This is a genomic window from Bordetella muralis, assembly GCF_054781015.1.
Map to the genome: position 1 here is coordinate 728741 of NZ_BAAGVF010000006.1, position 20350 is coordinate 749090.

The 20350-nt window shown below is 59.8% G+C and carries 19 protein-coding genes; 10 read left to right on the forward strand and 9 right to left on the reverse strand.

Going from position 1 to position 20350, the window contains the following annotated elements:
* The first annotated feature begins 39 nt into the window (after window positions 1-39).
* The 3 genes from ACYVIT_RS14395 to ACYVIT_RS14405 all read left to right on the forward strand — a co-directional run bounded on the left by ACYVIT_RS14395 (window position 40) and on the right by ACYVIT_RS14405 (window position 3010).
* Window positions 40-960, forward strand: a complete 921-nt coding sequence (locus tag ACYVIT_RS14395) for a hydroxyacid dehydrogenase (RefSeq protein ID WP_415805282.1) — start codon at window positions 40-42, stop codon at window positions 958-960.
* 119 nt (window positions 961-1079) lie between these two features.
* Entirely contained in the window at window positions 1080-2042 is a 963-nt protein-coding gene (locus tag ACYVIT_RS14400; protein ID WP_415805237.1) for a Bug family tripartite tricarboxylate transporter substrate binding protein, read from the forward strand.
* 50 nt (window positions 2043-2092) lie between these two features.
* Window positions 2093-3010 carry an SMP-30/gluconolactonase/LRE family protein gene (locus ACYVIT_RS14405; protein WP_415805238.1) on the forward strand — a complete coding sequence of 306 codons (918 nt, stop codon included), beginning with the start codon at window positions 2093-2095 and terminating at the stop codon, window positions 3008-3010.
* Between the two features lie 27 nt (window positions 3011-3037).
* Here the strand turns inward: ACYVIT_RS14405 and ACYVIT_RS14410 are convergent, their stop codons facing one another.
* From ACYVIT_RS14410 to ACYVIT_RS14435, 6 genes are all read right to left on the reverse strand, one after another.
* Window positions 3038-3790, reverse strand: a complete 753-nt coding sequence (locus tag ACYVIT_RS14410) for an amino acid ABC transporter ATP-binding protein (protein ID WP_415805283.1) — start codon at window positions 3788-3790, stop codon at window positions 3038-3040.
* Window positions 3791-3860: 70 nt separating this feature from the next.
* The gene (locus ACYVIT_RS14415) at window positions 3861-4514 is read right to left on the reverse strand and encodes an amino acid ABC transporter permease (protein ID WP_094821016.1); all 654 of its coding nucleotides are present in this window, start codon (window positions 4512-4514) and stop codon (window positions 3861-3863) included.
* 35 nt (window positions 4515-4549) lie between these two features.
* Window positions 4550-5341, reverse strand: a complete 792-nt coding sequence (locus ACYVIT_RS14420; protein ID WP_415805239.1) for an amino acid ABC transporter substrate-binding protein — start codon at window positions 5339-5341, stop codon at window positions 4550-4552.
* A gap of 480 nt (window positions 5342-5821) precedes the next feature.
* Window positions 5822-6367, reverse strand: coding sequence for a nucleotidyl transferase AbiEii/AbiGii toxin family protein (locus ACYVIT_RS14425; RefSeq protein WP_415805240.1), 546 nt, complete (start codon window positions 6365-6367; stop codon window positions 5822-5824).
* A complete protein-coding gene (locus ACYVIT_RS14430) occupies window positions 6360-6971 on the reverse strand; it encodes a DUF6088 family protein (protein ID WP_415805241.1) in 612 nt (203 codons plus the stop codon). The genes ACYVIT_RS14425 and ACYVIT_RS14430 overlap by 8 nt, the downstream gene beginning before the upstream one ends.
* A 368-nt stretch (window positions 6972-7339) precedes the next feature.
* Window positions 7340-8392: a serine hydrolase domain-containing protein gene (locus ACYVIT_RS14435; RefSeq protein WP_415805242.1), complete on the reverse strand. Its 1053-nt coding sequence runs from the start codon at window positions 8390-8392 to the stop codon at window positions 7340-7342.
* Window positions 8393-8716: 324 nt separating this feature from the next.
* Between ACYVIT_RS14435 and ACYVIT_RS14440 the strand changes: the two genes are divergently transcribed.
* From ACYVIT_RS14440 to ACYVIT_RS14470, 7 genes are read left to right on the forward strand one after another with little or no spacing between them, the layout of a single operon-like run.
* Complete coding sequence (locus ACYVIT_RS14440) at window positions 8717-9445, forward strand: GntR family transcriptional regulator (RefSeq protein ID WP_415805243.1); 729 nt, start codon at window positions 8717-8719, stop codon at window positions 9443-9445.
* A gap of 26 nt (window positions 9446-9471) precedes the next feature.
* Window positions 9472-11061 (forward strand): ABC transporter substrate-binding protein, encoded by a 1590-nt coding sequence (locus ACYVIT_RS14445; RefSeq protein WP_415805244.1) that lies wholly within the window; start codon window positions 9472-9474, stop codon window positions 11059-11061.
* A gap of 45 nt (window positions 11062-11106) precedes the next feature.
* Window positions 11107-12024, forward strand: a complete 918-nt coding sequence (locus ACYVIT_RS14450) for an ABC transporter permease (RefSeq protein ID WP_415805245.1) — start codon at window positions 11107-11109, stop codon at window positions 12022-12024.
* Between the two features lie 3 nt (window positions 12025-12027).
* Window positions 12028-12939 carry an ABC transporter permease gene (locus ACYVIT_RS14455; protein WP_415805246.1) on the forward strand — a complete coding sequence of 304 codons (912 nt, stop codon included), beginning with the start codon at window positions 12028-12030 and terminating at the stop codon, window positions 12937-12939.
* Window positions 12940-12943: 4 nt separating this feature from the next.
* Complete coding sequence (locus ACYVIT_RS14460; protein ID WP_415805247.1) at window positions 12944-13924, forward strand: ABC transporter ATP-binding protein; 981 nt, start codon at window positions 12944-12946, stop codon at window positions 13922-13924.
* The gene (locus ACYVIT_RS14465) at window positions 13921-14895 is read left to right on the forward strand and encodes an ABC transporter ATP-binding protein (RefSeq protein WP_415805248.1); all 975 of its coding nucleotides are present in this window, start codon (window positions 13921-13923) and stop codon (window positions 14893-14895) included. The genes ACYVIT_RS14460 and ACYVIT_RS14465 overlap by 4 nt, the downstream gene beginning before the upstream one ends.
* Window positions 14896-14939: 44 nt before the next feature.
* Complete coding sequence (locus tag ACYVIT_RS14470; protein ID WP_415805249.1) at window positions 14940-16325, forward strand: M20 family metallopeptidase; 1386 nt, start codon at window positions 14940-14942, stop codon at window positions 16323-16325.
* 106 nt (window positions 16326-16431) lie between these two features.
* On the opposite strand, the gene ACYVIT_RS14475 is transcribed toward ACYVIT_RS14470, so the two are convergent.
* From ACYVIT_RS14475 to ACYVIT_RS14485, 3 genes are all read right to left on the reverse strand, one after another.
* Window positions 16432-18873: a mechanosensitive ion channel domain-containing protein gene (locus ACYVIT_RS14475; protein WP_460478248.1), complete on the reverse strand. Its 2442-nt coding sequence runs from the start codon at window positions 18871-18873 to the stop codon at window positions 16432-16434.
* Window positions 18874-19189: 316 nt separating this feature from the next.
* Complete coding sequence (locus tag ACYVIT_RS14480; protein WP_094821002.1) at window positions 19190-19405, reverse strand: TOBE domain-containing protein; 216 nt, start codon at window positions 19403-19405, stop codon at window positions 19190-19192.
* A gap of 30 nt (window positions 19406-19435) precedes the next feature.
* Entirely contained in the window at window positions 19436-20338 is a 903-nt protein-coding gene (locus ACYVIT_RS14485) for an ATP-binding cassette domain-containing protein (RefSeq protein ID WP_415805251.1), read from the reverse strand.
* Window positions 20339-20350: the final 12 nt, after the last annotated feature.

Consider the following 20350-nt stretch of genomic DNA (forward strand, 5'->3'; position numbering starts at 1 on the left):
CAGGACGGTCTCGCTTCGGCCCCACCCTCCCAACCTGCAATCCTGATCACTGGCGCAGACCTGGCGGACGAAGCATTAGCATTGCTGACTGGCTACCGCGTCGTCTACGCTGGCAAGACCCCCAGCGAACAAGACATTGTGAACCTGTGCCGTGATCACAACCCTGTCGCCATCATCGTGCGATATGGAAAAGTCGGTGCGCCCGCGATGGACGCGGCTCCCGCGCTGCGCGTGATCTCCAAACATGGCAGTGGCACCGACACGATCGACAAAGCCGCTGCTCAAGCGCGCGACATCGAGGTCGTTGCCGCCGTTGGGGCCAATGCCACTGCCGTCGCCGAACAAGCATTGGCCCTGCTGCTGGCCTGCGCCAAATCCGTCGTCGAACTCAATGCCCGCATGCACGCGGGTCATTGGGACAAGGCGACACATAAAAGCCTGGAGCTCGGCGGTAAAACATTGGGCCTGGTCGGTTTGGGCGCCATCGGCTTGCGTACTGCCAAGATGGCTGCCGCACTGGACATGCGTGTCATCGGTTTTGACCCCTATGCCAAAGCGCTGCCCGATTACATTCAATCCGTCGACCTGGATACCCTGTGGCGCGAATCCGATGTGATCTCGCTGCACTGCCCGCTCACCGCCGACAATCGCGGACTGATCAATGCGCAAACGCTAGCCCAATGCAAACGCGGTGTGATCATCGTCAATACGGCACGCGGCGGCCTGATCGATGAGGCGGCCTTGCTGGACGCCGTGCGTAGCGGCCATGTACAAATGGCGGCGTTGGATAGCTTTGCCGTGGAACCCATGGTGGCCGATCATCCCTTTCAGGGCGAGAAGAACATCCTTCTGAGTCCCCACATCGGCGGTGTCACCAGTGCGGCATACGTCAACATGGGCGTGGCAGCGGCGAAAAATCTGCTGGCCGTGTTGGCACAGACAAGCGTATCGACACAATAGACGAAGACACAACGATGTCTGAAAAACGTTGAAAAATCCCGCCAGCCTGCTATCGCGGCGACTGCGTTGAACCATCACACAGTCACCGCGAGGCGGCGGCAATCGACAGGAGACAAACCATGAAACACCCGACGCTCGCGTACGGCACCGCACTTGCGCTCGCCTTCAGTACCGCCTATGGCGCGTATCCAGACCATCCCGTTCGGCTCGTTGTCGGATTCTCGGCCGGAGGCCCCACCGACGTGGTAGCCCGTGCCTTTGCCGACCAAGCCACGCGTACGCTGGGCCAGACCTTCATCGTCGAAAACAAACCAGGCGCCAACACCACATTGGCCGCCAAAGCCGTCGCCAGCGCCAAACCCGATGGCTATACCCTGCTGTTGGGCGCCACGAATCACACCATGATCCCCGCGCTGTACAGCGAAAAAATCGGTTTCGACGCGCTGAAATCCTTTGCGCCTGTCTGCACGTTGGCCATCAGCCCCACCATATTGGTAGTCGGGCCGTCCATGCCCGTCAAGACGTTAGGAGAATTCCTGCAGCAGCTCAAAGCCGAACCCGGCATGCGCACCTATGCCACGCCGGGTACAGGCAGCTCCGGACATTTCGCCAGCGCGCAGTTCCTGAAGCTGACCGGCACCTCGATGAACCACATCCCATACAAGGGTGCGGCACAGGCAGTCACCGACCTGCTGGGCGGGCAAGTCGATAGCTCGTTCGCCACACTGGGATCGGTATTGCCGCAATTGCAGGCCGGAAAACTGCATGCCATCGCGGTCGCCTCGCCAACCCGCTCGTCATTCTTGCCAGACGTGCCTACGTTCGCGGAGGCAGGTGTCAAGAACTACAGCGCCGATGCGTGGTATGGATTGCTCGCCCCAGCGGGTACGCCCGCAGAGGTCTTGGCGACGCTCGAAAAAGTCGCCACTGAATTTTCCAAATCCTCTGATTCTGCAGGAAAATTGCAATCGCTAGGCATGCAGGCGCACAATACTTGTGAGGAAAAGTTCGGCACGCAGCTGAGTCAAGAGGTCGATAACTACACCGACATGGCGCGCGAACTGGGATTGAAATCCGAGTAATACGGCCGCGTTCCCCTTCCCTGAAAAACCAGATCTTCCCGGAGCCCACGATGTTTCTGCTTTCCCCGCCTGACGTAATCAGCTTCGATGTATTCAGCACCATGCCGCCAGCGCTGCGAAAGCCCGAACGCAGCGCGTGGGCGGACGCCAATCGTGGGGGTGCCGTGTCGGATTCATTTTTAGAAGGCCCGGTGTTCGACGATGCGGGCAATCTATACATTACCGACATTCCATGGGGTCGGGTTTTTCGTATTGATCCGGCGGGACAATGGACCTTGATCGCCGAGTACGACGGTGAACCCAATGGCATGAAGTGGTTGAACGCCACGACGCTGCTGATCACGGACTACAAAAATGGCCTGATGCAGCTGGATATCAATACCGGCAACGTCAGCCCGTTTCTGGAGCGGCGCAATAGCGAGCGGTTTCGCGGCGTCAACGATCTGATTTTCGACAGCGCGGGCAATCTGTATTTCACCGACCAAGGCCAAAGCGGTTTACACGATCCCAACGGACGGCTGTATCGCTTGCGGCCGAATGGCCAGCTGGATCTGATGTTGGCTAACGTGCCCAGTCCGAATGGAGTAGCGCTTTCGCCGGATGAAAAAGTCCTTTACCTGGCGGTGACACGCGGCAATTGCGTCTGGCGGGTACCGCTTTTGCCCGATGGCAGCGTGTCCAAAGTCAGCCAGTTCTTTACGTCGTACGGTCCCAGCGGCCCGGACGGATTGGCGGTCGATCAGTCGGGCAACCTGGTCGTGGCGAACCCTGGGCTGGGTTATGTCTGGCTGTTGAACGATCGGGCCGAGCCCATCAAAGTCTGGCGCAGCGATAACGGCACGTCGACCACGAATATCGCGTTTGGCGGACCTGATCGCCAGACCTTGTATTGCACGGAATCCACGACTGGGACGATCCTGCGTGCGCGAGCCCTTCAGGCAGGATTGACACTAGCACGGCCGCAATAGACAAATTCGCGGCCGGCCTCGTGGGCGTTACAGCATCTGGCCTAAAAACGCCCGAGCCCGCTCTTGCTTGGGCGCGCGGAAAAATTCCTCGGCCGGGGCTTCTTCGACGATGCGACCGTTGTCCATGAAGATCACGCGATGTGCGGCCTCGCGCGCAAAGCCCATTTCATGCGTCACGACCAGCATGGTCATGTGCTCGTCGGCCAATTGCTTCATCGTGCGCAAGACTTCACCGGTGAGTTCGGGATCCAGTGCAGAGGTCGGTTCGTCGAACAGCATGATGTCCGGCTCCATCGCCAAAGCCCGTGCAATCGCCACCCGCTGTTTCTGCCCGCCGGACAGGCGGGCCGGATAGTTATCGCGCTTGTTCAAGAGCCCCACTTTGCGCAACAGGTCTTCGGCCTTGGCAATGGCCTGGTCCCGAGGGACACGCTGTACGGTGATCGGGGCTTCGATGATATTTTCCAGCACCGTCTTATGGGGGAACAGATTGAACGATTGAAACACCATCCCCATTTTGCGGCAGATGCGGCGAACCTCCGCGTCGCGCACATAGTGACTCGCGCCGTCGGCAGAGGCAGCGGCAAGCGTCTCACCTTCGATTTCGATGCTGCCCTGATCGATGGTCTCCAGGTGAATCAGGCAACGCAAGAAGGTGCTCTTGCCCGAGCCCGACGGGCCGATCACGGCGACCACCTCGCCCTTGCGCAATGTCAGCGATACCTGATCCAGCACGCGCACACCACTAAATGATTTGCCCACTTGATGGGCGGCAATCATGACGGGGCGCGGATCAGCGCTGCCGTTGAACGTCATATCAGTGGCCAAAGTTTCACTCGCGGTTGCTGCATTATTGATCGTACTTGGCATAGCGTTTTTCCATGTACTGGAACAACCAGGTCAACAACAGCGTCATGATCAAATAAAACGCGGCCGCCACCAGAAACGGCGTCGTCGTGAAATCGCGCTGCACGATACCGCGCGCCGTGCGCAGAATGTCGTTAAGCGCCAGCACATAAATCAGCGAGGTGTCCTTGACCAGCGTGATGGTCTCGTTGCTCATGGGCGGCAACACGCGCTGCACCATCTGCGGCAGCACGATGCGGCGCAGCGTCTGCAAATACGTCATGCCCAGGACTTTGCTGCCCTCGTACTGGCCACGATCCACGGACTGGATACCGGCACGGAAGATCTCGGCAAAATACGCGGCGTAGTTCAGTGCAAAAGCGACGATCGCCGCCGGAAAATCAGGCAGCCGCACGCCGATGACCGGCACGAAAGGTAATGCAAAATAGATGAACAACATCTGCAGCATCAGCGGCGTACCCCGCATCAGCCAGATATAGGCGTTCACCAACTGGCTCAATACCCGCCAGTGCGAGATGCGCGCCAGCGCCAGCAGCAGCCCCAAGGGCACTGCCAGCGCGAACGTCACGAAAAACAAGGTCAGGGTCGTTTTTGCGCCCTGCGCCATCGGCCCCAGCAGGGAAATGATGTAATCCATGCGGTGCTCTCGTCAGCCTGCCACTTGCGGCGGGCTTATTTGATGATGTCGGCGCCGAACCATTGCTGGGCAATGCGGGCAGCGGAGCCGTCTTTTTTCATGGCGGTCAGGGTTTCATCGAGCTTGGCGAGCAGCTCGGTGTCTTCCTTGCGCAGGCCGACGCCGTAGTCTTCGGTACCGAAGTTTTCCTCGAGGACGCGATACTGCCCTTCGCGCTTGCTGGCCAGATAACGGCCTACGACCTCGTCCACCACCACGGCATCCAGACGGCCTGCCGACAGGTCCATCAACGCGGTGACGTTATCGCCGAACAGCTTCACTTGTTTCAGGCTGGAGGCCACGGGGACGTCTTTCTTGATGGCGTCCACGGCGCTGCTGCCGTCTTGTGCACCGACGACGTGGCCGGCCAGATCGGCCTTGGTCTGGATGGGCGAGGCTTGCGCGACCAGGATGATCTGGTGGTTAGCCATGTACGGGGCGGTGAAAGCGATGTTCTTTTTGCGCTCTTCGGTGATGGTCAGGCCATTCCACAACGCATCGACCCGTTTGCCGTTGAGTTCGGCTTCCTTGGCGCTCCAGTCGATGGGCTTGAACTCGACCTCGATGCCCATGCGCTTGGCTGCCTCGCGAGCCATATCGATGTCAAAACCCACCAATTCGTTCTTGTCGTCACGGAAACCCATGGGCGGGAAATTGTCGTCCAGGCCGACGATGACCTTTTTCGCAGCAGCCGGGGCGGCCGCTTGGGGTGCCGGTTCGTCTTTTTGGCCGCAGGCCGCGAGCAACGACGTAGCGCAGACCAGGAGAGCAGCGGTCAGTTTTTTCATGGTGGAGTCAGGCGCCTAAAAAGCGCTAAGCAATAAAATTGGACAGGGCCAAGCAAAGGCCGAATCGATGATTATAGCCAGTCTGACTCACGCCTGAAGCCACCCTGCCCCGTCCCCTGCCCAGCGAGGTTCGTGCCTATGGCAGGTACGTTCAGGGCCACCGACCCACGCGGCAGGTGGCCCCGCTCCGGATCAGGTGCGCCCGGGACGCGGGATGTGGCTCATCAACGTCTGCGTAACTCCACCATCCTGACCATCTTGATGGTTGCTGCGGCGAGCTTGTCGATGATTTCACGCGGCGTTCCCTTGGGCGCATGCAGGTTGCTTACTGAGGCTAACGCCACAGTTCGAGAGCCAATGCAACACTGGCCCTCAGAGCAGGCTATGACATCGGGCGCGTCATGAGCAATCCAAATTTTGAGACGCCAACGATACGGTTGATCGTCATCGATAATTACTCCAGAAATTTGCAGAACTGTTCTACGTTCTTTGCATAGATGCAACGCGATTGATATCCCGTTCCAATGCAGACAGGCGCTCCATGATTCGCCGAAAATCCAGGCTCTCGCCATAGAACATCTGCGCATCCAGCATAGTCTGGTAGTCTCGTTCCAGCGCCCTCATCAACACGCCATCGGGAATCAGTCGCAAACCGCCAGCCTGACACAGGCCATAGTGGCTGAATCCACTGCGATAGAAGGTTTCCTTGATATTCAGCACGTCGGCTAGCAATTTAGTATCAGCCAAAGCCTTCTGACCCACCTCATGGTCGGCCAAACGCGCCAGGTCGTACCAATGTCGCGACAAGCGCTCGATAGCTTGATAGACCTTGGACAGAGACGTTCCGCCCTTGAACGCCATGGGCTTGCGATTCGGCAGCGCGAACAATATCCTCAGCACTTGGCACAGCCAGATGTCCTTCTCCAGAATCTCGGCGCGTCGACCCAGCAACGGTGCTACACCATGCAGCAGTTCAGCCTGCTCGACCGACGATAAATCGAAGTAGTGAGCAACAGACTCAGACACGAGCAGGCTCGCCGCGCTCGTAGCTGATGAGGGCTTGCACCATCCAGCCGGGCATCAAGGCCTTGGCCTGGCTCAAGGCTTCGAACTCGTCAGCGGGCAGCTTATTTGCGATCTGCCTGAAGGTGTTTGGTGTGACTTGGTCTCGTCCCAGATACCAAAGGGCCGACAGCGCCTGTCCTGCTGGCCGGCCAGCCAATGCGAGCTTGCGCGGAGCCACATGTTGCAGCCTGACAATCAGCTTGCCCAGCCGAATCTGGTGCGAAGAGCCCGTGGTGTGAAAAACGGCCTGTGCTGGCATCTGTGTAGACAGCCCCAAGCGCCGTGCGGCTTCTGCCCCGTGTATCTGGATCGTTGCCCCTTCGGCCTGAGCAACCGTTCGCGCCACCTGCTCTGGAGCGGGCATGGATTTGATACCGAACTGTCCAGTCTTGGGTACGACGTACAAACCATGGCCTATGCGTTCGATACTACCCGTCTTCGTCAGCCGCATCAGCGTCTGATCAATGGCGGCGCGCGACCCTAGGCCCGCAAACAAGGCGGGCGTAAAGGGCTCCCCCCTGAGATGCGAGGCGATGCGTTCACGGATGGCTCGAGAAGTACTCATGATTGCTAGTCAGAATTTTTGTTAGATATTTTAGTGAAAAATCTAACAAAATACGAATTAGTATCCGTGACGACTGCCCGATGGCAGCACAGCCCCGCGGACGATGCTGAGGCATCGGTCGACTGCGCCGTCAGAACGGGCGTTATCGCCCGCTCTGGTGCTAGATGGAATCGGATACGGTAGGCACGTTGAGGTTGCATGCCCGAGATACTATTCGGTCCAAATCAAATTACTGGCTAAATACACAGCAATCAATGCAAATCGGACCGATCCTGCCAGCATCCATAGGCCACTTCCCACTCGCTATGAATGGCCGAAGCGTGCCGGAGCGCTATCGAATAAAGCCGTACGAGCGGCAGCCAACAATCTCAACCATCAACCGCCGCCAGTATCCTGCCGAACAGGCCATCCGCGTACGCCGAATTCAGCCAGCGCACAATCACGACCATGCGGCGCTCCGGTTCTACCCAGGTGAACGAGCTGCCTGCTCCGACGCCAAAGAAGCTCGATGCCGGCACGCTGGGGAACATCTTTTGCCCATCGTTCAACCAGATCAGATAGCCGTAATACGGCGCCAATTCGCTGGGTGTGCGCATGGCGCGCAGCCATTCCTGCGAAATCACCTGCTTTCCATCCCAGGCGCGGCCGTCATTCAAGAGCATCTGACCGATCAAGGCCTGATCCTCGCTGCTGATCGACATCCCGCCGCCCCAATGCGATCCACCGGGCACCGACGGCATCAACACGCCATCGATGTTCACCCAGGCATTGTCATAGCACACCCAATTCCAGGTCTCGCTCGCTCCGATGGGACGCATCACCGCCTCGCGGAATACTTCCGGCAGCGGCTTGCGGAACAGATGCAGCAATGCGTACGACAATTGATTGATACGGACGTCGTTATATTCCCAATACGTGCCCGGCGTTTGCAACGGACGCGGGTCGCCTTTCTTGCCATTGGGCGGCGCACCAAACGTCACGGCGCGATAACGATCTGCCTGATCCGACACACCAAAACGTTCGCCTTCCCATTCGCTGGTCTGCTGCAGCAAATGACGCCAGGTGATCAGCGCGTTATTGCCCTCGTCGAATCCGATCCCCGGCACCCGGGCGCGCACCGGCTCGTCGACATCCGGCAACAGCCCGCGGTCGTGCGCCACACCCGCCACCAGCGCCAGATACATCTTGGCCACGCTGAACGTCAGGTCGGCACGGTGCGGCTCGCCCCAGGATGCCACGGTCTTGCCATCGACCACGACCAGCCCTGTCACGGGGCCACGATCATGCACCGGCCCGAGCAAGCGGTTCCAAGGCGGAGGATCCTGCTGATGCACGCCAAAGACACCATCGACCGAGCGGTCCCAAGTGGTTTCGTGGTCTTGCGCAAACTGAATCGCCTGCTGCATCAATGCGTCTTGCATGGAGCCCCCCAATTGTCGTTAACGAATAGCCAGTGACCGCGCTGCCTGATCGCTTTTGAGCGAAGCGCATACGGGCCCAAGCCCGCCAAAATGGTATACCACCAGCAAATTACCTGTTTCAAATCATACGCAACGCCTCCGCACGCCGCAACGGCCATCCGGATGCACCCTATCATCGATTACCCGTACGCCCTTGTTTTACCGTGATATTGCAGGGTAATCCCCCATAATGAGGCGTGGATTACGTGCTTTATAGTGAATGAAGGATCAAATCCATTTGGTATACAAGTGAGCAGCGACCCCCCTACGCTTTCGGATAGCGCAGTGTCCCATGCCCCGTCCGCCAGGCGTCCGCCACGGGCCCCGGGCAATGGTGGCACGCTGCCCGCCAGCGTCGCGGAACGCTTGCGCGAACGCATCATCGAGGGGGAATTTCCCCCAGGATCCCGCTTGAACGAACGCACGTTGGGCGAGTTGCTCGGCGTATCACGCACACCGTTACGAGAGGCGCTGCGGCTTCTGGCCTTTGACGGATTGGTACGCATCGAGCCTAATCGGGGCGCACAAGTCGTCGAGCTGTCGGAAACCGATGTGCGCGAGACGTTTGAGGTCATCAGCGGGATCGAGACCCTCGCCTGTCACTATGCTTGTGAACGCGCAACCGACCAGGAGATCGCCGAAATCCGCGCGCTGACTTTTGAAATGATGGCCAGCCATGCTCGCCGCGATTTGCCCACGTACTACCGCTGCAATCGCGAAATCCATGCGCGCATTCACCAGGCTGCGCACAACACGCTGCTGACGCGCTTGTACGAGACCCAAAACATCCGCATCCAGAACCTGCGGTTCGTGTGTAACGAAAACCACGAGAACTGGGACCGTTCCATGCGCCAGCATATCGACCTCGCCGAGGCGCTGGCCGCCCGCGATACCCCACGGCTGACCGAGATCATGCGCATGCACTTGCGGTGCAAATACGAGGCCGCGCTGAAGTATCTGGCACAACGTACGCCCAGCCAGGGGCCACCGAATCACCCGCAGTATTCCGCTTAACCGATTACGCTCGACAGGAGCCCATCATGGAACATCGCGTTAGATTGGCTGCACCGCTGCATTTGGATCGCCCTGAACACCGCCATCAGGCGCTGCCGCGCCTCAAGGCGCTGGCCGCGGCGCTGCTCTTTGCCGGCACCGCGCTGAGCATGTCGCCTGCGCTGGCCAACAAGCAGAACGACACGCTGCGCATGGCCTATGACCAAGCCCCGGAAAGCGTTGATCCCTATTACAACAACGTCCGTATCGGCGTCATCATCGCGGCCAACGTCTGGGACACCCTGCTCTACCGCGATCCGCTGACCAACGAATACAAGGGGCAACTGGCGAAAAGCTGGAAACAGATCGACGACAAAACACTGGAATTCGAACTGCGCGAGGGAATCAAGTTTCACAACGGCGAGGAATTCGACGCCGATTCAGTCGTCTACACGCTCAATTTCGTCGCGGATCCGAAAAACAAGGCGACGACGCAGCAAAACGTGCGCTGGATCGACAAAGTAGAAAAGATCGATAAATACAAGGTGCGCCTCACGACCAAAGAACCGTTCCCCGGCGCCAAAGAATATCTGTCGACCACCGTCGCCATCCACCCCGCGAAATACTATGCTGAAGTCGGCCCGCAAGGGATGAACGCCAAGCCCGTGGGCACCGGCCCGTACAAGGTCGTCGAATACATACCAGGCAAATCCATCACGCTGGAGGCCAACAAGGACTATTTCAAAGACTCACCCAAGGCCCAGCCCAAGATTGGCAAGGTCGTCATCCGATTCATACCGGATCGCCAGACGCAGATGGCAGAGGTGATTTCCGGCGGCGAAGATTTCATCATGCACGTGCCCAAGGACCAGGCCGAACAACTGAAATCCATGCCGCAACTGCAAGTGAAAAGCGGCAACACCATGCGGATCGCATTCATGCAAATGAACATCCGCGACGAAACGCCCGCCCCGCAACTCAAAGACGAGCGCGTGCGCAAAGCCATCTTGCACGCCATTGATCGCGAAGCCATCATCAAGAACATCGTCGGCGAGGGCTCGGAGCTGCTCAACACCATCTGCACGCCCTCGCAAGTCGGCTGCACCGACGAAGGCGCACCCGTCTACAAATATGACCCGGCACTGGCCAAAAAACTGCTGGCCGAGGCCGGGTATCCCAATGGCTTTGACATTGATATCGTCGCCTATCGCGAACGCAATCAGACCGAAGCCATCATCAACTATCTGCAAGCTGTCGGTATCCGCGCCAAACTGAATTTCCTGCAATACGCCGCGATGCGCGACATGATCCGCGCAGGCAAAGCCTCGCTGACGCATCAGACCTGGGGCTCGAACCTGGTCAACGACGTGTCGGCCTCGACGCCGGTGTACTTTGCGTTCGGCAATGACGACGTGACGCGTGACCCCAAGGTTCGCGAATTACTGGACAAAGGCGATGTGACGATCGACAGCGCTGCCCGTAATGCGGCCTATAAAGAAGCCCTCACCATGATTGCGGAACACGCCTACGCCGTGCCGCTCTGGTCGCTGCCGGTGTACTACGTCGCCAGCCAGGACGTGGAGTTCAAAGCCTATCCTGACGAGCTGGTCCGTTTCTGGGACATGAGCTGGAAATAACCCTGACAACCGCCACGGGGACGTGGCGGTGCGCGGAGCCTTTCAATGCTTGCATTCATCATCCGGCGGCTGGGTCTGGCGGTGATGGTCGCCCTGACCGTCTCCGTCCTGGCATTCATGCTGCTGCATCTGTCGGGAGACCCCGCCGTCGCGCTCGCAGGCGAAGGTGCGCGCCAGGCGGACATCGACATGGTACGTAAAGCCTACGGGCTGGATCGTCCCGTCGTCGTGCAGTACGCCGATTGGCTATGGCACATTCTGCAGGGCCAGTTCGGCACCTCGGTGTATTTCAAGACGGCTGCCGGACCGCTGATCCTGTCCAAGCTGCAAACAACCCTGATGCTGGGCCTGAGCGCGTTGGCGGTGGCCTTGCTGATTTCCATTCCGCTGGGCGTGATTGCAGCGCTCTACAAGGGTGGCATTGCCGATCGCATCTGCCTGGCCGTGGCGGTGCTGGGCCAGGCGTTGCCGAATTTCTTTTTCGCGCTGCTGCTCATCATGCTGTTTTCGATATCGCTGCGCATACTGCCGGTATCGGGCAGCGGAACCTGGCAGCACTTCGTGATGCCCGCCATCGCGCTGGGCTATTACGTCGCACCCGCGTTCATGCGGCTGATACGTGCGGGCATGATCGAAGTCCTGGCTGCCGACTACATCCGCACCGCCCGGGCCAAGGGCTTGCCCGCCGGCAAGGTCATTTTTAAACACGCCTTGCGTAACGCCATCGTGCCCGTGGTGGCGCTGGCGGCCGTGCAGCTCGGCTACCTGCTAGGTGGTTCGGTAGTGATCGAAACGGTTTTCGCTCTGGATGGCCTGGGCTATCTGGCCTATCAAAGCATCACGTTCAAGGACTATCCCGTCATGCAATTGATCGTGCTGTTGCTATCCGTACTGTATGTGCTGCTGACATTGGCAGCGGATATTGCCAACGCGTGGCTGGACCCGCGCATCCGGGTGTCGTAGACCATGACTGTACCGACCTCTCCGATTACGGCCAACGCGCCCGTACCGAACGTGACTGCACCTGCGGGCAGTCTGACCTGGCGGCGTTTGCGGCAGAACAAGGCGCTGTTGGTAGGCGGCGGCATCTTGCTGTTGATCGTCTTGATCGCGATCTTCGCGCCCTGGATAGCGCCGCATGACCCCTATTTTCAGGACCTGGCCTATCGCACCGCGCCACCTGTCTGGTATGAGAAAGGCACTTGGCTGCATCCGCTGGGCACAGACCAATTGGGCCGAGATTATTTGTCGCGCCTTTTTTACGGAGCGAGGATTTCGTTATTGATCGGAATCAGCGTTGCGCTTATCTCCGGGTTGATCGGCACTGCGTTAGGCATGGCCGCGGGATATTTTGGCGGCCGCGTGGATATGTTTGTGTCGTTTCTCGTGACGACGCGCCTGTCGATGCCTGTCATTCTGGTAGCCCTGGCCACCGTCGCCATCGTGGGCGGCTCGCTCTGGGTCGTGATTCTGGTGCTGGGTTTTTTGAAATGGGATCGCTTTGCCGTCGTGATGCGCAGCGCCACACAACAGGTACGCTCGCTCGAATACGTCGCTGCTGCCCAATCTGCTGGCGCCTCGACCTGGCGCATCGTTCGTGGCGAGGTGCTGCCGAACGTGGTGCCGCATCTGATCGTGATCGCCACGCTGGAGGCCGCCAGCGCCATTCTGCTGGAGGCGGCCCTGTCATTCCTGGGACTGGGCGTGCAACCGCCGCTGCCCTCATGGGGCCTGATGATTTCCGAGGCCAAGGCCTATATGTTCTTTTCGTTCTGGCTGATCGCCATACCCGGCAGTGCGCTGGCGCTGCTGATTTTCGCCATCAACCTGGCAGGCGACGGCCTGCACCAGTGGCTCACGCCAGAGGACAAGGCCTGACGCAATGACCGACTCCGATATCGTATTAGACGTACAGAACCTGCGCGTGGACATCGATACGCCACGCGGCCAGCTGCATGCAGTGCGCGACATTTCATTCCAGGTGCGGCGTGGCGAGACGTTGTGCCTGGTGGGCGAATCAGGCTGCGGTAAATCCATGACCTCGCTGGCCGTCATGGGCCTGTTGCCCAGGGCCGCGAAACGCAGCACGTCGCGCCTGGCGGTCCTGGGAGAAGACCTGTCTCGCGCCAGCCGCCGGCGCGTCAATGCCTTGCGCGGCAACAAGATGGCCATGATTTTCCAGGAGCCCATGACCGCCTTGAATCCGGCCTATACCATCGGCGACCAACTCACCGAACACTATCGCCACCATCGGCACGCCAGCGCGGACCAGGCGCGAGACCGTGCTGTCGAGTTGTTGGAAAAGGTCGGCATCGCCTCGGCCGCGCAACGGTTGGGACAGTATCCGCACCAGTTGTCTGGGGGCTTGCGTCAGCGCGTCATGATCGCCATGGCATTGATGTGCGGGCCTGAACTCTTGATCGCCGACGAGCCCAGCACGGCGCTGGACGTGACCATCCAGGCGCAGATCCTGCGTCTACTCGCCGATTTGCAGGCGGAACTGGGCATCGCCATGGTGCTCATCACGCATGATCTCGGTGTGGTGGCCCGCATCGCGCGCCAGGTGGCCGTGATGTACGCGGGCCAGATCGTCGAGCAAGGCCCCGTATCCGAGCTGTTTCAGGCACCGCGCCATCCGTATACCGAGGGACTATTGGCCTGTATTCCGGTGCCGGGACGCACCCCGCCCGGCACGCCGTTGGGCACGATTCCCGGCGTCGTGCCGGCCTTGGTCGGTGATCTGCACGGCTGTGCGTTTCATGATCGATGCCGCTATGCGCAGCCCGTTTGCCAGCAGACCGTTCCCGTTCACGAAGCCCCAGGCCGGCAGTGGCGCTGCATTCGCACGGAGGCGCACGCATGAGCCCACTGATCCAAGCGCAAAACGTCAGCCGCAGCTTTACCGTAAAAAGCGGCATGTTCCAACCCCGCCGCACGCTGCATGCGGTCAATGGCGTGGATTTACAGGTAGAGCGCGGCGGCGTGCTGGGCATCGTCGGCGAATCTGGTTGCGGCAAATCCACCCTGGCGCGGCTGATGCTCGGTCTCATTCCGACAACCAGCGGCAGCGTCAGCATCGAAGGGCGGGACATACGCAGCATGTCGCGGCGCGATCTCGCACGGCGCGTTCAACCCGTGTTTCAAGACCCCTATTCGTCGCTGAACCCGCGCCGCAGCATCGCGTCCATCGTGTCGCTGCCACTGGAGGTGCACGGCATCGCCAACCCGCGTCAACACAAAGCCATCGAGATGCTGGAACGCGTAGGCCTGCCCGCCCGGCTGGCTAACAATACGCCCGGGCAGCTTTCTGGCGGCCAACGCCAGCGCGTAGCGATTGCGCGCGCCCTAGTGATGAATCCTGAAATCGTCATCTGTGACGAGCCGACCTCGGCGTTGGACGTGTCGGTACAGGCACAGATCATGAACCTGCTGATGACGCTGCGTCAGGAATTCAACCTGACCTATGTGTTCATCAGCCATAACCTGGCCGTCGTCGAACACATTGCCACGCACGTCGCCGTCATGTATCTGGGCCGCGTGGTCGAATCCGCCCCTGCCGCCGAGCTGTTTCATGAACCGCGCCATCCTTATACGCAAGCCCTGCTCGCCTCGGTGCTCACGCCCGAACCGGGGCTGGGCATACCGGATATGGGGCTCGGACTGTCTTTCCCCGATCCGATCAATCCGCCCGCCGGCTGTCCGTTTCATCCGCGCTGCAAGCATGCGATGCCACAGTGCAAGCAGCAACGGCCCGCGCTGCAAACACAAGGTCAGTCGGTCGTTGCTTGTCACCTTTATCCGTCGTATTCGCGACAAGAAACTGCCGCTGCTTGAGGACTCAATGCGCGGCGCTGCAACCTCTTTCAAGGAAAATCATCGTGAGCCGTGAACAAGCCATCGCCAACGCTGAACAGTGTTTTGATTCAGGCGCCTTTCGTGCCGTTCTGAGCCGTCGTGTGAGCATTCCCACGGAGAGCCAGAACCCTGATCGCGCCGAGGCATTGGCAAGCTATCTCTCCACCGAGATGCAACCCGCCTTTGAGGCAATGGGCTTTCGCTGCGAGACCTTGACTCATGCCAAGGCCCGCGCCCCATTTTTATATGCGGAGCGTATCGAAGACCCTGCCTTGCCCACCGTATTGGGCTACGGCCACGGTGATGTGATCCGCGGGCTCGAGCCCGAATGGCACGACGGCCTTTCGCCCTGGGCATTGACCGAGCGAGACGGGCGCTGGTATGGACGAGGCATCGCCGACAACAAGGGCCAGCACAGCATCAACATGGAGGCGCTGCGTCTCGTACTGGAAACGCGAGGCAAGCTGGGCTTTAACGTCAAATACCTGATAGAGATGGGCGAGGAAACCGGGTCTCCGGGGCTGCGCGAGCTATGCGAGCAGCACAAGGATCGTTTCAACGCCGATCTGCTCATCGCATCGGATGGTCCACGCCTGAGTCCGCAGCGCCCCACCGTATTTCTCGGCGCGCGCGGCAGCCTGAATATCGATCTGAGCATCGAGGCACGCGCAGGCGGCCATCACTCAGGCAACTGGGGTGGATTGATATCGAACCCGGGGATCCAGCTTGCACACGCCATTGCCAGCATTTCATCTCCCACGGGGCAGATTCGTATCCCCGAATGGGTGCCTGCGGAATTGCCGGCCTCCGTACGGCGCGCGCTGGCGGATTGCGAGGTTGACGGCGGATCGGATGGCCCTGTCATCGAGCCTGAATGGGGAGAGCCCGGCCTCTCGCCCGCCGAACGCGTATTCGGCTGGTGCTCGTTCGAAGTCCTGGCATACAAGACCGGCAATCCGGAAACCCCCGTCAACGCGATCCCGCCACGCGCCTGGGCGCGATGCCAATTACGTTTCGTCGTCGGTGTCGATCCCGATAATTTATTGCCTGCTTTACGCCGCCATTTGGATCGCCAGGGCTTTCCGATGGTGAAGATACAAACCACGCGCGAAACCATGTTCAAGGCGACACGCATCGACCCAGAGGATCCCTGGGTCCACTGGGCCGTGTCTTCGCTCGAAAAAACCAGCGGCAAAAAAACCGCCATCCTGCCGAACTTGGGCGGGTCGCTGCCTAACGATATTTTTACCGACGTGCTCGGCTTGAAGACGGTGTGGGTCCCGCATTCGTATCCGGGATGCTCGCAGCATGCACCCAACGAGCATTTGCCGCCGGAGTTGTTACGCGAAGCATTGACGTTGATGACGGGACTGTATTGGGACCTGGGCTCAGGCAATACGCCGAAATGACATTTCCCGGATAGCGCTGCTATCCGGGAAAGCCGGCCGATTAACGCGAGAGCATGAACGCTCTGCTCTCCACGTTTACCGGCCCTCAATCCCAACAACGCTCACATCACGTCGGCTTCTTGCTCTCAGAGACCTCTGGTGCCTGGCCGGCATCGACCACTTTAGACGCCGCAGCATCCCCAGCGACCTCGTCGTCCGCCTCAGTCGTACGCTCCAACTCATTACCCAACACGTCTTCCGACGCCTCGCCCTGCTCCTTGGATAACTGGCGGCGCGTGTGCCCTGCTGCGCGCGCATTGTGCGTATTCACAGCCCGCTCGGTCTGCATGAATACATTGGCCGGCGGGGCGTAGCCATTCTTGTCCTGGCCAAAGTACAGCACGGTGTGCGGGTACGGCAGCTCGATACCGGCGGCATTGAAGTGTTTCTTGACCAGGCGGTTGTAGCCGCGCTGCACCGCCCACTGCATGCCCGGCGTGGTCTTGATCAGCACGCGGATGGTCGCGCCCTTTTCGTTCAGCGCCGTCACACCCGGGATACTGACGTCTTCCAGCACCTCGGGGGCCAGCAGCTCGTCCTGCATCAGTTCATCAAACGCCTGGCGCAGATGCTGTATCGCGTCGTCCACGCTTTCCCGATGCGAAATCGTGTATTCGCCCAAGTGATACGAGAAATCGCGCATATGGTTGGACACCACATCCACGGACGAAAACGGAATCAAATGGTAGCCGCCGTCCAGTGTACGAATGCCCACCGAGCGGATCGTGATCTTTTCCACCGTTCCGAAAATCCCCGCGACCTGAACCACGTCGTTCTGGTTCATGCCGTTTTCAAGCTGGATAAAAATCCCCGTGATGATGTCTTGTACGAGCTTTTGCGAGCCAAAGCCGATCGCCAGACCGACCACCCCTGCACCCGCAATCAACGGACCAATATCGACGCCGATCTGCGAGAGCACCACCATCACCGTCATGGTGATAATCACAATCAGCGTGGCATTGCGAAACAACGACAACAAGGTGCGCTCGCGCGCGGTGGGCAGGCTGCGGCCCTCATGCGTGCTGAGCCGGTGTTCGATGATGCTGGCGATCAGGGTCCAGACGACGGCCGCGACCAGCAACACAATAGCCACATGGACGACAACGCCAATGGCCTTCGCTCCCGCAGCCGACGAAATCCACCTGGACAAGTCAAATACTCTCCAGGCGTCCAACACAAACAAGGCCACCACAATGCGTACCAACACACCAACGCCACGCAACCCCGCAGGCACATAGGCGTTCACGCGCGCTTCCAGCATGGGCAGCTTGCGCCGCACATCTTCGGGCAGACGGATGCGCTGCGCCAGCATGGTAGCCAGCAACATGATCACCAGCGACCCCACCACCAGCGCCACGACAGACTGCACCGTCGCGTGCATCATGAATGGCAAGGCCTCTTGCGTGTCAACCTGGCTGACCACCAGCAACACCGTGAAATACCCGATCGCCAGGAAATGCCAGCTGCGCGCCAAGAGGCGCAGCGCCGTACCAAATGAACGGATCGATGCGCGTTCGGCACGCTGCTTCAGATGGTCGCGCAACAAGGCGCGGTTACGCCAAATGATACGTACCGCATAGATATAGGCCATCACCATGATGACCAGGCCCAGCAGTTCGCCCAATGCGGGCGACAACAGAGACTGCGCCAATGGCTCGACCAGCAGCAGACCGTAGCCCACGACCGCGGCGATATGTCCCAAGCGGACATTCCAATACTGGGCCGTCTCGTCAGCCATCGTGAAAAGGCGCAGTGTGGGATAGCGCGTTGCGAATATCCCGCGGATCACTGCTCGCGTGATGCCGACCGCCACAAAAGCATTCACGAACAATGATTGTGCCGTGGTCACGGATCCGTAAGGCTTCTCTGCATACATTGCCGTGGCATAGCCTGCCATCCCGGCCAGCAACACAATAGCCAGATCGATAAGTAAAGCACCGACAATCGCCCCTGTCCGCCGGGCAAACATTGCCCTGGCTGCCGATCTCAGCGGCCCTGTGGCCGACAAGAACGGATGCGCGGCCCATTTGTCTATCCGGGCGTAGGCAAAGGCCGCAATCGCTCGCAATACGCCAAACACGATCAACGTTGCCGCCGCGACAATGGCAAGCCTCACCAGCGTCGAGATCAACCGCTCACGCCGCTCCGGGGCCATCCCCTGGTTTTGCACCACCGCCGTCAATTCATCTACGGCCGTCTGTGCATTCGTGCCCATCGTCGCCAGGAAATCCTGCGCGCCAGTCGCAATACGCGTCGGCAGCGAAGGCGGCGCCGCAGCTGGATCCGTGCCAGACGCAGGCTGCGACGGCGCTGCCGCCTGCGCCCTCAGCTGTTCGATCAGCTTATCGCGCGTGGCAGGATCATCGAGCAAGTCCGCCAATTTGGCAGGCGTCAACGCCTCAGCCGGCGCCGCTTCGGCGGCGGGCTTGTCGGCAGCGGACGACAAGCCGGGAATTGCAACGGCTGCCTGCGCCCCTTGACTGAGGAACAGCGCACATAACACCGCCATGACGCAGCATATTTGCACTACCCATGGTATGGCCCACCGCGCGCGCGACAGCGCCGGATTGACATTCATACCGAGGGAATGGGCGGTGCGGGTCTGCAAAGCCACGTGACGGCCTCCTTGACGAGACGGTGTGCAGCCACTCAAGCGCAGGCCGCGACAACGCAACGCCCCATTTCAGGGGCGCCGCCATCATGATATAGGCCATCCAGGCGGTCCGACAACCGCCGCGGTCAAGGTCCGTGGGGACCGCGATAGTAAATCGTCGCTGAAATCCGCCGCGCCTTAATCGAACGTGCCGCCCTATTTTCCTTCTGCCTTACAGTTTCGCCACCGACACTTCGGTAGCCTTGACGAACGCCAGCACTTCGGTACCGACCTGCAGATCCAGTTCCTTGACCGAACGTGTCGTGATCACCGACGTGACGATACCCGAGGGGGTATCGACGTCAACCTCGGACAGCACCGGACCGAGAATGATTTCCTTGATACGGCCGCGAAATTGATTACGGGCGTTGATGGATTGAATGCTCATGAGACTGCTCCTGTATAAAAATATCCGGCTCTAGACTGCCAACCGCAAATGGCCAATGGAAATGACTTGAGCCAGCGGACGGGTATCTACCGGGGTGGGATCTTTTTTGTTCAATACTGCGTCGAGCACACGTGCCTCCAGCGCGGCAAATGCAGGACTCGTGCGTAGCCGGGGCCGCGGCAACGCCACACGCTGGTCGAGGATCACATTGCCCTCATCAATCACGATGACCCGGTCAGCCAAGGCGATCGCTTCGTTCACATCGTGCGTCACCAGTACAGCCGTAAAACCATCGCGCAGCCAGAGATCCTCGATCAACTGCTGCATTTCCAGACGCGTCAACGCGTCCAATGCACCGAGTGGCTCGTCCAATAACAACAGGCCCGGCCGATGCAGCAGTGCCCGCGCAAGCGCCACACGTTGCTTTTGGCCTCCGGACAAGGCGGCTGGCCATTCGCCACCCCGTTCGCCCAACCCGACTTGTCTCAGCACAGACGCCGCCTCGCCACGTTGACGGATGGGCGTACCGATGGCGACGTTGTCCAGAATCGATTTCCACGGCAACAGCCGAGGATCTTGGAACATCATCCGCACGCGGTCATCGGCCCCGTCTTGCACCTCGCCGTCAAAGCGAATCGCAGTGCTGCCGCCTCGCTGCCCTGTGGCGGGCGTAGCGGTCTCCAGACCGGCCAGCAACCGCAGCAGCGTGCTTTTGCCGCAACCGCTGCGTCCCACGATGGCGGCGAACTCGCCCGGCGCGAATTCGATATTCAGCCCCTTCAGGACGTGACGCTCGCCGTAATACTTGTTCAGCCCGCGCAGCGTGACATGCACGGGTGGCTGGGCCGCTGGCGGCTCAGTGTCATAAGTCTCGCGCACGAACGGCTGCACCGCGAACTCATTCAATTCCCAGTCATACGGACTCAAGTGCATGCTCGGCTCCGA